The organism is Pontibacter mangrovi, assembly GCF_006385705.1.
In the GTDB taxonomy this organism is placed as follows: domain Bacteria; phylum Bacteroidota; class Bacteroidia; order Cytophagales; family Hymenobacteraceae; genus Pontibacter; species Pontibacter mangrovi.
This window is the reverse complement of sequence record NZ_VFRQ01000006.1, coordinates 51,576-64,550: the sequence shown is the minus strand read 5'-3', so window position 1 is coordinate 64,550 and position 12,975 is coordinate 51,576. Positions and strand designations below refer to the sequence as shown.

The window sequence follows — 12,975 nt, the reverse complement described above, 5'->3', positions numbered from 1 at the left end:
ATACAGTGTGGGGGGGTTACTTCTTTTGCCAATACAGTTTAAAAGCCGATCTGATGCCCGCAGGAATCCTTTTCCTGCCCCAACGGCGAACTTTCTCCCTGTATTTGTTTGCCAGGTATTCATATAGCAAAGGGCGGTCATAGGTTAGGAGCATCTTAAAGTCACCGGGAGCTAATGTCGGCTCCACTGAAAAGCGGTCGTAGAAAATGGTTAAGTAGTATTCTTTCCAGAAGGCCTGTCCCTGGGCATAGGCGCTGTGCTCAGCCGCTGTTCGGAGGTGCCTTTTCTGGCGCTTTAGCGCGCGCAAGGCCGTTGAGAGCATCAGGTGGGGGTTGCCGGACATGTTGGCCCCGTGCTGCCGGTAAGCCGCCAGCACCTGCGGGTGGTAGACCATGGGGTGGTGGCGCGTTACTTTCAGGTAGAGGTCGTAGTCTTCACAGGCTTTCAGGGAGGTATCGTAGCGGTAGCGGTCAAAGACCCACCGTCGGAACATAACGGCGGCGTGCATGCCAATAAAATTCCCCCGCAGCAGGTGCGTGTAGTAATCTCCTGTCACATCTTTAACAACAGGTTTCACGAGCTGGGTATCGGTGTAAAGGATGTGATGGGCACCCGACGAGAAAGCCACCGCTTCGTTTTGCAGCAGTTGGTCTACGTTTACCTGCAGGGCGTTCTCATACAGGTAATCATCGGCATCCAGGAAAACAAGAAACTGACCGGCGCTGTGCCGGATGCCGGTGTTGCGGGCCGCTGACAAGCCTTTGTTGCGTTGAAAAACATACCTTACCTCCTTGTTTTGACGGGCCACCTGGCGGGTGCTGTCGGTGGAGCCGTCATCCACCACGATAAGCTCCTTGGCAGGGTATGCCTGCCGCAGCACGCTGTCAATCGCTTCCTGCAGGTAGCGGCCGTGGTTATAGCACGGGATGATGACAGAGACCAAGGGAGAAGGAGTGTGCATCGGCATGGCTTAGTGGGCGAGGGATTTGGTGAGAAGTGAAGAGGCAGGGTCACAGAACAGCAGCCTTGTTTGCTGCCACCCGTAAACAAGGCAGTTGCCCGTTTGGGGCTGCGGGATGTAGTAGGGCAGAGGTGCTTTCATACTTCTTCTTATACTCAAACCTGTTGTCGCTACCCCGGAAGGAGGGCGTGCTCTTTCTGCTCCAGGCGAAACGGGAACTTGGGGCGCACGGCGCCGCACCACTTGCCATAGTAAGAGATATCGCCACGGTAATCCTCCACCTCAAAGGCCAGGCACTCATCAAACTTATAAATAGGGATAGACGAGTCCTTGGCCACGGTCAGCATGATGTAGTAGGAGCCATCGTTAAGAAAGTTGCCGGGTATGGTGCATTCACCTTCTACCAAGCCCTGCTGGCACTGCAGGGCCGGGGAGAGCAGATCGAAGATGCAGTCGCCGCTGTAGGAGTAAAGCACCACCCCCAGGTTCAGGCTCACGTCCTGGCGCAGGTTCCAGAACCGGAACCTGATGGTGAGCGGCGTCCGGATATCGATGATATCACTCGTTTCGTCGAGGTGCGGGATCAGTTCCACACACTTAAACCGGACCCACTCATTGCCAGGCGCCTCTGCTGGGCTGGCCCATACTTGCCGGAGGCGGTGCTTCTGCAGGCTGGCCACATACTTATTCACCACCGCCGATGACTCGTCGAAAGCGCGCATCACGCCTTTGTCCAGCCACAGGGCCTTGTCGCACAGGTTGTTGACCGCCTGCATGTTGTGGCTTACAAAAAGGATGGTCCGGGCCTCTGCCTGGGACACTTCGTGCATCTTGCCCAGGCACTTCTTCTGAAAGTCTGCGTCGCCAACCGCCAGCACCTCATCCACAATCAGGATGTCGGGCTCCAGGTGCGCGGCCACGGCAAAGGCCAGGCGCACGTACATGCCCGAGGAGTAGCGCTTCACGGGTGTATCGATAAACTGCTCGATACCGGAAAAGGCTATGATCTCGTCGAACTTACGGGCCACCTCGGCTTTGCTCATGCCCAGCAGGTAGCCGCTGATGTAGATGTTCTCGCGCCCCGAAAGTTCCTGGTTAAAGCCGGTTCCCACCTCCAGCAGGCTGCTTACCTTGCCTTTGCCCCGCACCCGGCCGGTGGTGGGGCGCACGATCCTGGAGATAATTTTAAGCAGCGTTGACTTGCCCGAGCCGTTGCTGCCCACAATGCCGATCGCCTCGCCGCGCTTTACCTCAAAATTGATGTCTTGCAGCGCCCAGATATGGCCGGGGCCGGAACTAAAGTCCTTTTGGCCGGCCCCTACGAAGAAGGGGTCTTTTTTCCCGAGCACGTGCTGGTTCCACAGGCGCTGCAGGTCCTGGCGGAACGAGCCGGTGCCGATCGTGCCCAGCCGGTAGAGCTTGGAGAGGTTTTCGACTTGTACAACTGTTTCTGCCATCGCTACACCACATCTATGAGCTTGTCGCCCTGTTTGTTGAAAAGCAGCATGGCAACTACCAATACGACCCCGGCAAACCCGATGCTGTAGAGTACCTGGGCGCCTGTAAGGGTACCTTCGCCTAAAAGCGACAGGCGGAAAGCCTCGAACAGCGGCGTCAGCGGGTTTAGCTGCACGACCCAACGCACTTTTTCGGGCACCGAGGACAGCGGGTAGATCACCGGCGTCACGTACATCAGCAGCCGTACCCCCAAACTCACCAGGTGGCCCATGTCGCGGTACTTGGCGGTGATAACCGAGAACAGCAGCCCCAGCCCCAGGGCCAGCGCAGCCGTGGTAGCCACCGCCACCGGAAACCAAAGCAGATGTGCGCTTACAGGCAGCGAGAGCCCCTGAAACAAGGCGTAGTAGGCAATCAGCAGCAGCATCAGGAACAGTTGGATCAGGAACGTGGAAAAGTGCGTGCTGATGACCGAGGCCGGCATGACCAGGCGCGGAAAGTATACTTTGCTGAACAGGTGGATATTGTCGCGGAAGATGGCCGAAGTGCCGGAAAAGCTGTTGTTAAAAAAGCTCCAAAGTATAATGCCTGCAAAGTAAAAGAGCACCGGCGGGAGCGTGTCCGTGGGGATGCCAACGAACTTGCCGAACACCAGCACATAGGTCACCAGCGTCATGATAGGCGGGAAAAGGCCCCAGAAGGGTCCCAGCACGGTTTGCTGGTAGCGCAGCAGAAAGTCCCTTTTCACCAAAGCGCCCAGCAAGTGCCGGTACGACCACAGCTCCTGCAGGCTGGCGCCCCAGTAACTGGTCTGGCCTGTAATTTCCCAATTCCACTTGCTCGTAACTTCAGACATAAGGGTTTTGATGAGGGTATAACGGCTAGCTTTGCTGCTAGTGCTGGCAAGCCGGACCTACTTGTTCTGACAAGACGGCGGTTTGCGGCATTCGTGGTAGGTATACGTTAAATAGTATTTAAAGTCTATTGAATTGAAATAAAAGTTGCTGATAAAGACGGCTTATAGCAGCAGCTGCAGTAGGGGGAGGTATAAAAAGCAAGCGGCAGATAGAAATCCTACCTGCCGCTTGTATGAAATGTTGGGGTATACTAGTGATCTATTTCTTCAGAAGCTTGAGCCGGAAAGACTGCTTACCAATGCTAACGGAAAGAAAGTACATGTTTGCCCGCTGCAGCCTGGAAAGGTCCAGTTGATGCCGGCTTATACCTTTGTAGACCGGAAGCGTTGTCTGCAGCACGGTGTTTCCTCGGGCATCGGTTAGGGTTACGCTGGCAGTGCCGTCTTTGTCTGCCTCTAAAACAAGGCTGATTTTGTCATCGAATGGGTTTGGAAAAGCGGATACGGCCAGGCGTGCCTCCCGGAAAGTTACGGCCTTTACAGCGGAAAGGGTGGCCGTGCCATCCAGGTCGAGCTGGCGGAGGCGATAGTACCTGGTGCCGAATTTGCCGGCTTCCGTGTCGCGGTAACTGTATATTTGCTTTGTCAATGAGTTCGGGGACTTACTTGGTATAAAGCCTATTGACCTGAAGTGCTTACCGTCCGGTGAGAGCTCTATCTCAAACCCGAGGTTATCTTTTTCCATGGATGTCTGCCACTGCAGCAGCACGTCCGTGTCTTGCCTGGTGGCCGTAAAGCCTGCCAGTGTAATGGGCAGCGGCGTTGGTGCCGGCCGGGTGCTGGCCACCGTGAAAGGCGAGAAGGAACTGACGCCACTCAGGCTGATCTGGTAGGTGTCCGGTATTGCACCCTGTGTTATAGTATCACTTTCCATCATTTGCCATGCTTCCCCCTCAAAGTGCCTGATATAGCTCTCGCTTCGGTTAAAACTGTCCGGTTCATCCTGACCTGACCACTGCAGGGTCATGGTCACGTCGGAGCCGCCTTTTACTTCTTCCTCGATATGCCAGGTCTTGTTGATGGTGCTTTCGCCATCTGTCAGTTCAGCCTCCGTCAGCGATTTGTCTTCCACCCGAACCCCAAAGTTATCAAGCGTGCCATCGTTGCGGAGCATCACAGGAGCGTAGCCGCGCGCCGTGCCAACAGGGTATACTTTGGTGATGCCTGGGGCAAGGCCCTGCTGGGTTAAAAAGCCTGCGCTATCGGTCACAATATAGTTGGTAGCACCATAATGTGCGATGCTTGCCCCGCTCGCGAGCGTCAGGTGCTGGTTGCCCAGCAACAGTTTGCTTTGGCTCAGGTCCAGCTGCTTGGTTACCGTGACAGCGCCAGCCAGTTTCTTAGTTCCTGCACCCTGCAATACCAGGTTACTGTAAATGCCCGCAGGTATATACTGCCGCGATTCGCTGTTGAAGATAAGGCGGGAAAGGGAGGCTGTGTTCAGGTTGGCGCCGGCTAAGCTGCCGGTGATTTCCAGTGTGCCGTCCTGGGCAATCGTTAGGGGGCCTTGGGCATCCAGGTTGTGTACGAACCCGTGCTGGCCGGCATTTATACTGGGGTAATAGCGGGTGGAATCCTCGGCTACCGGAATAGTGGCATTGATACGGGACGTTGGCACGCAAGCGCTCCAGTTCTGGCTATCAAACCAGTCCGTAGTACCGTTCTGGCCTGTCCATTCCGTGTCTTTTGTATCCGTGACATAAACCGTGTGGTGCATGGCCTGCTCCTGTCCGAGGCTATCAGTATAAATATAAACCAGGGGGTGCGTTCCTGCGCCAGCTACCTCGGGATCAAAATACCCCTCTGTGGTGACGCCGTTTCCGCTGTACGTTCCCTGGGCTGCCTGCCCAAAGGTAAGCAATTGCGGGCCACCGTACAGGCAGGCTTTGCTCAAATCAGTGCGTTCGTTCGCACCTATGCTGAAGCTGCTGCGCTGCTTCAGGCTATTGCCCCAAAAGTCGTTGTTGCCCGCATCGATGCCAAAGTCGGCCCTCAGGCGCAGGGCCTTGCCTGCCAAAGGAGAGGCCTTATCCAGTTTATACCCTTCCAGCGTGTAGAGGAATTTTGGGTTGGAGACCGTGATGCCCTTGCCTGGGGCTTTCAGCTTGGGGTCGAGGTAGTAGCCCAGGGCTTCCCCGTTCCTGCTCTCCTGGGTGGTGGAAGCGCGCCACTTATCCAGCGAGCCGTGCACCGTGCCGCCCCACACAAACTGCGGTGAGGCCCCGGAGGCCCAGTAATTGTTGCCCTCAAACTTAACGTTGGTCGTAACGTCCACCTGCAGGAGCCGCACGCCGCCCGTGGTCATAAAAATGTTGTTCCGGAACGTGGCTACGGTTGTTTTGCCCTGCTGCACCCAAACGGCTTTCGGCGCCCCTGTTGCCGCCGGGGAAAGGTAGATGGTGTTATTGTAAATCTGGGCGTTCTGAATGCCGCCGTTAGACCCTGAAGACCATAGGTGCACAGCGCCATAGCCGTTTTTCCTGCCATCGTTTTCGCTGATGTTGTAGCGGACTGTCAGGTTTTTCATAACAGGGGCCGTGTCATACTGGGCCAGCAAATAGCCCGCTCCCTCGTTGTCGTGCGAGTAATTGTACTGCAGCACACAGTTGGTGCTGCCGCCGTCGATGTCGAAGCCGCCGCCGTCCTTGGTGGTGCCGGTCTTGTTGTGGTGCGACTCATTATACTGTATGATGACGTTATTGCTCATGTAACACCAGATGCCCACCGGGCCTCCGCTCTTCCAGGCATTCAGCCAGCCGTTGTTGTAGGCCTCGCAATATTCAATCGTGCCGCCGTCCACGCCGCCCAGTATAATGCCATTGCCGCTGTGCAAGTCTGTTTTGGTGGGGATTCCCGCATTATTGTATACTTTGTTGTAGGCCACATACACATTCTTATGCCCCAGTTTCCCGTTATCGGCATAGGTTGTGATGCCGGCATCGCCGTTGTCGTGAAAGGAGCTGTTGGTAATGGAAACCTGGCTGTAGCCGCTGGCACTCGTCATCGTCCAGCTGCCTATCCGGATGCCGGATGCCCCGAAGCCGTATACTTCCACGTTGTCGATGGCAATATAAGGGAGCGTGGTGCTGGGCACAGTCAGGTAAAACTCGATACCGGATTTTTGGTTGGTCTGGCGCCCGGATCCCTCGAACACCAGGTTCATGATTTTGATACCGGCGTTGTTGTAGGCGTAAAAGCCAAAGCTGTCCCCGCTTCTGATCACGGCCCTGCCAGCCCCGAAGGAGCCAAGGACGATGGGGCGCTCAGGGGTTCCGTGCACTTCAGGGGCAAAATAGATATTGCCGGGAAAGATGGTCTCGCCTTCAAAAAGAATAGTGTCCCCGGGTGCGAAGGCTCTTGCGTTTACCTGCTCTATACTTGCCCACGCCTGTGCAGGGGAGGTGCCGGCATAGCTGGCATGGCCGGTGCTGCTAACATAATAGGTCTCGGCTTTCGCAGTGACACATGCCATTAAAAGCACAAGGCCGAGAACGCTGGAAAAAAACCTCATAACTATTTTAAACGGAAAATAAGGGCATGTTTACACGTATAGAAAGGATATAAGCCGTACATGGCCTAGCGGCAGGGGAGGCCGCGCCACCATCATCTTGCCTAGCCATGCTGGGGCAACACAAGGTGTGGGATAAGCTAGAAAGACATACTGATTAGCGTAAGGATGCACCATAAACGATGAAACTAAAATTGCAATAATAAAAGCAAACCCATTCCTGTCAGAATTGGTTCTCCTGCAATAGTGATAATAAATCAGATGCGATCAAAGCCTTATTTAGTGAGCGGTATTGGAAATGTTTAAGTTTTTGGAAAAGTGAAGTACACCTTCGGAATAGTGCTATTTAAAGAAGTTTGACAGGTTAGGCCCTTGATTGCCAAAGTATAGAAATTTATTAATATAAAGAAGTTGTAGAAAATAGAAGCTTCAGGTGTGGTGAAATAGTTATACTTATACTTCTGTGGAGATGGTTGGAGGCGAAGTGGGAAGGCATAAAGCAAAAAGGCCTCCGCGGACGATTTCCGGCGGAGGCCTTTTTGTTGATGGTTTACCTGTTTACAGGCGATAGCTCAGCATAAAGTATACATGCTTGGCCTGGGCAGACAGAGATTTAATGGCCGAAGAGGTTTCGTTTGTCTCGTAGCGCACCTCCAGGGACATCGAATTTTCGCCCACGGGCAGTTGCAGACCGGCTCCTGCCGTTAGGCCAAAGGTGCGTTTGCGGAAGCCATCTTCCCCAAAGGGTTCCTGACGATTAACACGTGGTTTATCGGCATAGTAGTTGTCGGTAATAATAGCTTCCTGGGTTGCCTGGAGTACAAAGTTATTGGCCAGGCCGGCGCTGAAGTAAGGGCGCAGCTTGCCGTTCGGGTATGTATATTTTAGTTGGATGGGCAGCTTCAAAAAGTCCGCCTCAAAGCGCACGTCATAGTCATATTCATAGCCGTAAACCATGCCATCGGTATTACCATAGGTGAAAGAGGCCACCTGCTTGAAGGGCATGTAAAGCAGATCCACCTGGAGGGAGAGCTTTTCGTTGAGCTTGGGCACGGTGATGTTGGCTGTCAGGCCGCCACCAAAACCTGGCCCCTCGTCCTTGTAATCGGCTTGCGCGATAGCATGCCGCTGACCTTTTAGTTTAAAGGTGCTGAAAGTATAGGTGGCCGCGGGACCGAAGGTAAAGACGGGGCGTTTGATCTGGCCTTCGAGCTGCTTGCTTTGCGGGGCCACGCACTGGTTATAGTCGCGGGTGATGCCGGCCAGGGCCTCGGTTGTAAAGCGCAGTTTCTCCAGCCTGTGGGTGTTGATCTTCGGGCAGTCGGCAAAGGCCAGGGTCATAGCCTGAGCGTAGGACTTGACCCATACATTATACTTTTTCCCCGTCTGCTTGTCCCTGTGCTCCAGCACGTCGTACGTCAGCTCCGTAAGCGGCTCCTGCTCTTTTTTGAGAAAAAAGCGGTTGCGCTGCTCGGCGTCCCGGAAATAATAAAGGCTGGCCGGGCCCTTTACGAGCGCCTCCAGAAACACGCGTACCTGCTGCAGGCTGTCGGGGGCAACGGGTACTTCCAGTACCTCATACAGTTTTTGCTCGGCAAGAAAGCCATAGGCTTCAATGTCCTGGGGCGTATAACTCTGCTCTGCGGCGTTTTCGTTAGGCTTAAAAGTGGTAACGGTGGCGCTGCGCATGGCGCCGCGGTAGTCTACGTAGCCGCGGATCGTATCTCCGTTCTGGATAACAAAGCCGGGGCGGAAGCTCTTCTGGGCGAAGGTGCAGGTGCAGATAAACAGAAAGGTAAGGGTGAGGTAAAGTTGTTTCATGCTTTTTAGGTAAATCGTTAAAATTCAAAAGTCTAAATTACACATTTAAAGATTTCCTGCATATTATAAAGTATATATTAAAAAAAACACCCCTGCCGGAGCCCGGCAGGGGTGTTCAATATAGTTTGAGTTTTAGATGCTTATTTGTTGCCGTCTACTTCCTCGTAGTCCACATCGGTTACGCCGCCGTCGGCTGAGGCGCCCTGCGGGCCACCGGCCTGTCCGTTGCCTCCGGCCTCGGCGCCCGGGGCACCCTGGCCTTGCGTCGCGGCGTACATCTCCTGAGAGGCTGCGCTCCAGGCGTTGTTCAGGTTTTCAGTGGCTGTGTCGATGCCGGCGATGTCTTTCGACTCGTGGGCTTTCTTCAGTTCAGCCAGCGCGTTCTCGATGTTCGACTTGTTGCCGGCAGACAGCTTGTCGCCATACTCTTTCAGCTGCTTTTCGGTCTGGAAGATCATAGAGTCGGCTGTGTTCAGCTTCTCGATCTCCTCCTTCGCCTTCTTGTCCGCTTCGGCGTTGGCCTCTGCCTCTTTGCGCATTTTCTCGATCTCCTGCTCGCTCAGGCCGGAAGAAGCCTCGATGCGGATCTTCTGCTCTTTGCCGGTCGCCTTATCCTTAGCCGTTACGTGCAGGATACCGTTGGCGTCGATATCGAAGATTACTTCGATCTGCGGCACACCACGCGGTGCTGGCGGAATATCCGACAGGTGGAAGCGGCCGATGGTACGGTTATCCTTGGCCATTGGGCGCTCACCCTGCAGCACGTGGATCTCCACAGACGGCTGGTTATCCGAAGCGGTGGAGAAAGTCTCAGACTTCTTCGTAGGAATGGTGGTGTTCGACTCAATCAGTTTGGTGAACACGCCACCCATCGTCTCAATACCCAGTGACAGCGGTGTTACGTCCAGCAGGAGCACGTCTTTTACCTCACCTGTCAGTACACCACCCTGGATCGCGGCACCGATGGCCACTACCTCATCCGGGTTCACGCCTTTAGAAGGCTTCTTGCCAAAGAACTTCTCTACTTCTTCCTGCACCTTCGGGATACGGGTAGAACCACCTACCAGGATCACCTCATCAATGTCAGAGGTAGAAAGACCGGCGTCTTTCAAAGCCTGCTTGCATGGCTCCATGGAGCGGCGGATCAAATCGTCAGACAGCTGCTCAAACTTGGCGCGTGTCAGTTTGCGCACCAGGTGCTTCGGCACACCGTCTACCGGCATGATGTAAGGCAGGTTGATCTCTGTCTCCTGGGAAGAAGAAAGCTCGATCTTTGCCTTCTCGGCAGCTTCTTTCAGACGCTGCAGGGCCATGGGGTCTTTGCGCAGGTCCAGGCCTTCGTCTTTCTTAAACTCCTCGGCCAGCCAGTTAATGATCACGGCGTCAAAGTCATCACCACCCAGGTGCGTGTCACCGTTCGTAGAAAGTACTTCAAACACACCGTCACCCAATTCCAGGATCGAAATATCGAATGTACCGCCACCCAGGTCAAACACGGCGATTTTCTGGTCGATGCTCTTCTTGTCCAGGCCATAGGCCAGGGCTGCTGCCGTTGGCTCGTTGATGATACGCTTCACTTCCAGGCCTGCAATCTGGCCGGCCTCTTTCGTCGCCTGGCGCTGTGCGTCGTTGAAGTACGCGGGTACGGTAATAACGGCTTCTGTTACGGTCGTGCCCAGGTACTCCTCTGCCGTAGCCTTCATTTTCTGAAGGATCATCGCAGAAATCTCCTGTGGCGTGTACTCTCTGTCGCCGATCTTTACGCGCACGGTGTTGTTAGAGCCCTGCTGTACCTGATACGATACCTGCTTGGCCTCCTCGCTCACTTCGTTGTAGCTGTGGCCCATGAAGCGCTTGATAGAAGCAATCGTGTTCTGCGGGTTGGTGATTGCCTGGCGTTTGGCAGGGTCTCCTACTTTACGCTCGCCGTTCCCGTTATCCAGAAATGCCACGATAGACGGTGTGGTGCGGCGTCCTTCGCTGTTAGGTATTACAACGGGCTCGTTACCCTCCATTACGGCTACGCAAGAGTTGGTTGTACCTAAGTCAATGCCTATTATTTTTCCCATTCTATAGTTTTATTTATAGTTGCTGATTCAATTTTCCTTTTCAGTTACTTCTGTTTTAACAAGCCATGTGCCAAGGGGACTTCTGCCTGTTTTTTATGTCAATATGGCAGAGCCTGGCTCCTAAGACCTCCCTAGTTGGCGTTTAACTAGGGCGCTCTTGTGCTTGCCCCGACACAATAGCTGATTATACTTTACCTGCCAGGGCGCCTTCAGGTTTAAAAAAACCGGGGCCGCCCCCGGAAAGGAGCGGCCCCAGCCATGTTGTTTTTTTCTATTGCTGTAGCTGCAAGACCAGCTGCCGCACTTCTTCTTTATACCTTGGCAGCACGTCGCTCAGGCCTTTTTTAGCAGAAGCGTAGGTGACTTCCACCAGTTTCTCGCCCAGGCGGTAGCCGAGCAGCCCCTGCTCTTCCTCTGTGAGGTAGTATAGCTTGTTCGGAGTATCGACCGTGGAGATAAAGTAGGCGCGGAAGGTAAAGGTGTTGGCAATGTGCTGCTGGGTAGGAGGCTTGCCATCGAGGTAGCGCACTGTCACCACCGTGTCGAGCGGAATACTGCTCTGAATCTCCACAATGCTGCGAATATCGCCCTCGTCAAACTTCCAGCGGTGCACCTGGTGCTGTCCCTGTTCCTGCCAGGTATAGGAGGCCTGGCTTAAGTCTAAATGGGCGATCAGCCCAAACAATTGCAGGTCCTGGGCAACGGTCTCTACCGAGGGGCTCAGCGTGCTGTTATCAGAGATAAAGTGGCTGTTGCCCGACTGCAATTGCTGCAGGTCTTGTTTCAGGTCCTGCAGCAGCTGCAGCTGCGAGGTGTCAGGAAGTATAAACGTGAGGGGAAGCAGTATACTGAGCGCTAGTTTTATCATGTTGTAGCAGTGTTTTATGTCTTATACTGCATCTCATCAAATCTTGTGCTAAAAATCATACTTACGTCTTTACCGCTTCACTGGCGGCAGCAGTATGGTACTGAGGAAAGCACAAAGCAAACGTATTTTTAAAGTCTCGAGCTGTCGAGGACCTTCCAGGTGACCTTGCCGTCCTTCACCTCATACTTGAGCAGCATATAGCCGCCGATGTGGCCGTCCTCGTAGTAAGCCATGGCGTAGTGGTCGCTGAGGATGCGGCTGTCGCGGATGGTCATGGTGCCGCCCAGCACGCCCTTGGTCGGCAAAAGCTCCTCTTGCTTGCGGCTTAAGTCGTTCATCAGGTCTGTTTCGGGGTTTTGCAGGCCCTTGCGCCTTAGGCGCTGCACGTCGCTCTGGCTCAGGCTGCCCAACTCATCCACAAAGGCCGCCCCGCCCGGGGGCACCAGCTCCATCGTGTCAGGGGGCAGTACCATGCCTTCCAGCGAGTCTATGGCCTCGGTTTGCTCTTCCAGTTCCTGGTCTATTTCAGCTACCTGGTTGTCGGCAATGGACAGGCGGCTCTCAGCCTCATTTTTCTGCCAGTAAAAGTATAGCGCCAGAAAAAGGAATGCGGCAGCCAGTATCCAGGGTAAAAGGTTTCTCATCGTTTTATACTTGTTATATTCTTGTGTACGAATATATACTTATTGGGAGTTTACGCCAACAATTTATACGTGTGCCTTTTTATTTTTCGGCCGCTCCCTTGCCTACCTGCAGCGGCGGGCCGACCACCTGCATGCCGTGGGCGGCAAAGATCTGCGCGATTTGCTCTTTAGAGGGTTCCGTTTCCAGGGCAGCCATGGCCAGAAAGAAGTTCTCCAGTTGCCCTGCCGGTTGCAGGGTGACCATCATGCGGCCCCGCTCGCTTACCTGCGCCCAGGCGTGGGGGATTTTGCGGGGCAGGAAAATAGTGTCTCCCTGGGCAAGGTCGTGCTTCTGCTCGCCCACCTGAAACGCATACTGCCCCTCCAGCACATAAAAGATCTCATCCTGGTCGTGGTGCAGGTGCAGCGGCGTGCCTTTGCCCGGCGATACGCTCGTCTGCTCAAAAATTGCCAAGGCGCCGTCTGTATCGCGTCCCGATACCTTGACGTCCAGGATGTTGGCGTTGACGCCCTTTAACTGAATGTGGCCATTGTACCTGCCTTCACCGGCCTTTGCTTTGAAGCCGGCGGCGGGCTTTTGTGGCCGCCAGGAGCTGCCGGCAAGCGATGTCAGCGGCACAGCGGCCAGGAGCATCAAAAGAAAGCTGTCTCGTGTCATAGGTTTTCGTAGCTAGGCCTAAAATTGTTTTTACGCAAAACATCCCCCATGGAGGCAACAAAAACGCCTGCT

9 protein-coding genes are annotated in these 12,975 nt (G+C 54.4%); all 9 read right to left on the bottom strand.

Annotated features, from left to right (window positions below):
* Positions 1-16 precede the first annotated feature (16 nt).
* The 9 genes from FJM65_RS12070 to FJM65_RS12030 all read right to left on the bottom strand — a co-directional run bounded on the left by FJM65_RS12070 (position 17) and on the right by FJM65_RS12030 (position 12,903).
* Positions 17-967, bottom strand: a complete 951-nt coding sequence (locus FJM65_RS12070) for a glycosyltransferase (RefSeq protein ID WP_140621797.1) — start codon at positions 965-967, stop codon at positions 17-19.
* A 164-nt stretch (positions 968-1,131) separates the two neighbouring features.
* Positions 1,132-2,418 (bottom strand): ABC transporter ATP-binding protein, encoded by a 1,287-nt coding sequence (locus FJM65_RS12065; RefSeq protein ID WP_140621796.1) that lies wholly within the window; start codon positions 2,416-2,418, stop codon positions 1,132-1,134.
* A gap of 2 nt (positions 2,419-2,420) precedes the next feature.
* Complete coding sequence (locus tag FJM65_RS12060) at positions 2,421-3,275, bottom strand: ABC transporter permease (RefSeq protein WP_140621795.1); 855 nt, start codon at positions 3,273-3,275, stop codon at positions 2,421-2,423.
* 259 nt (positions 3,276-3,534) lie between these two features.
* A complete protein-coding gene (locus FJM65_RS12055) occupies positions 3,535-6,807 on the bottom strand; it encodes a right-handed parallel beta-helix repeat-containing protein (RefSeq protein ID WP_181163705.1) in 3,273 nt (1,090 codons plus the stop codon).
* 594 nt (positions 6,808-7,401) lie between these two features.
* Positions 7,402-8,664 carry a porin family protein gene (locus tag FJM65_RS12050; protein WP_140621793.1) on the bottom strand — a complete coding sequence of 421 codons (1,263 nt, stop codon included), beginning with the start codon at positions 8,662-8,664 and terminating at the stop codon, positions 7,402-7,404.
* 140 nt (positions 8,665-8,804) lie between these two features.
* Positions 8,805-10,733, bottom strand: a complete 1,929-nt coding sequence (gene dnaK / locus FJM65_RS12045) for a molecular chaperone DnaK (RefSeq protein ID WP_140621792.1) — start codon at positions 10,731-10,733, stop codon at positions 8,805-8,807.
* Between the two features lie 271 nt (positions 10,734-11,004).
* The gene (locus FJM65_RS12040; protein ID WP_140621791.1) at positions 11,005-11,601 is read right to left on the bottom strand and encodes a hypothetical protein; all 597 of its coding nucleotides are present in this window, start codon (positions 11,599-11,601) and stop codon (positions 11,005-11,007) included.
* A 128-nt stretch (positions 11,602-11,729) separates the two neighbouring features.
* Positions 11,730-12,245, bottom strand: coding sequence for a hypothetical protein (locus tag FJM65_RS12035; protein ID WP_140621790.1), 516 nt, complete (start codon positions 12,243-12,245; stop codon positions 11,730-11,732).
* Positions 12,246-12,324: 79 nt separating this feature from the next.
* Positions 12,325-12,903: a cupin domain-containing protein gene (locus FJM65_RS12030; RefSeq protein ID WP_140621789.1), complete on the bottom strand. Its 579-nt coding sequence runs from the start codon at positions 12,901-12,903 to the stop codon at positions 12,325-12,327.
* Between the last annotated feature and the right edge of the window lie 72 nt (positions 12,904-12,975).

Coding starts and splice junctions, on each gene's coding strand:
- FJM65_RS12070 (WP_140621797.1), bottom strand. CDS start 967: ATGCCGATGCACACTCCTTCTCCCTTGGTCTCTGTCATCATCCCGTGC.
- FJM65_RS12065 (WP_140621796.1), bottom strand. CDS start 2,418: ATGGCAGAAACAGTTGTACAAGTCGAAAACCTCTCCAAGCTCTACCGG.
- FJM65_RS12060 (WP_140621795.1), bottom strand. CDS start 3,275: ATGTCTGAAGTTACGAGCAAGTGGAATTGGGAAATTACAGGCCAGACC.
- FJM65_RS12055 (WP_181163705.1), bottom strand. CDS start 6,807: ATGGCATGTGTCACTGCGAAAGCCGAGACCTATTATGTTAGCAGCACC.
- FJM65_RS12050 (WP_140621793.1), bottom strand. CDS start 8,664: ATGAAACAACTTTACCTCACCCTTACCTTTCTGTTTATCTGCACCTGC.
- dnaK (WP_140621792.1), bottom strand. CDS start 10,733: ATGGGAAAAATAATAGGCATTGACTTAGGTACAACCAACTCTTGCGTA.
- FJM65_RS12040 (WP_140621791.1), bottom strand. CDS start 11,601: ATGATAAAACTAGCGCTCAGTATACTGCTTCCCCTCACGTTTATACTT.
- FJM65_RS12035 (WP_140621790.1), bottom strand. CDS start 12,245: ATGAGAAACCTTTTACCCTGGATACTGGCTGCCGCATTCCTTTTTCTG.
- FJM65_RS12030 (WP_140621789.1), bottom strand. CDS start 12,903: ATGACACGAGACAGCTTTCTTTTGATGCTCCTGGCCGCTGTGCCGCTG.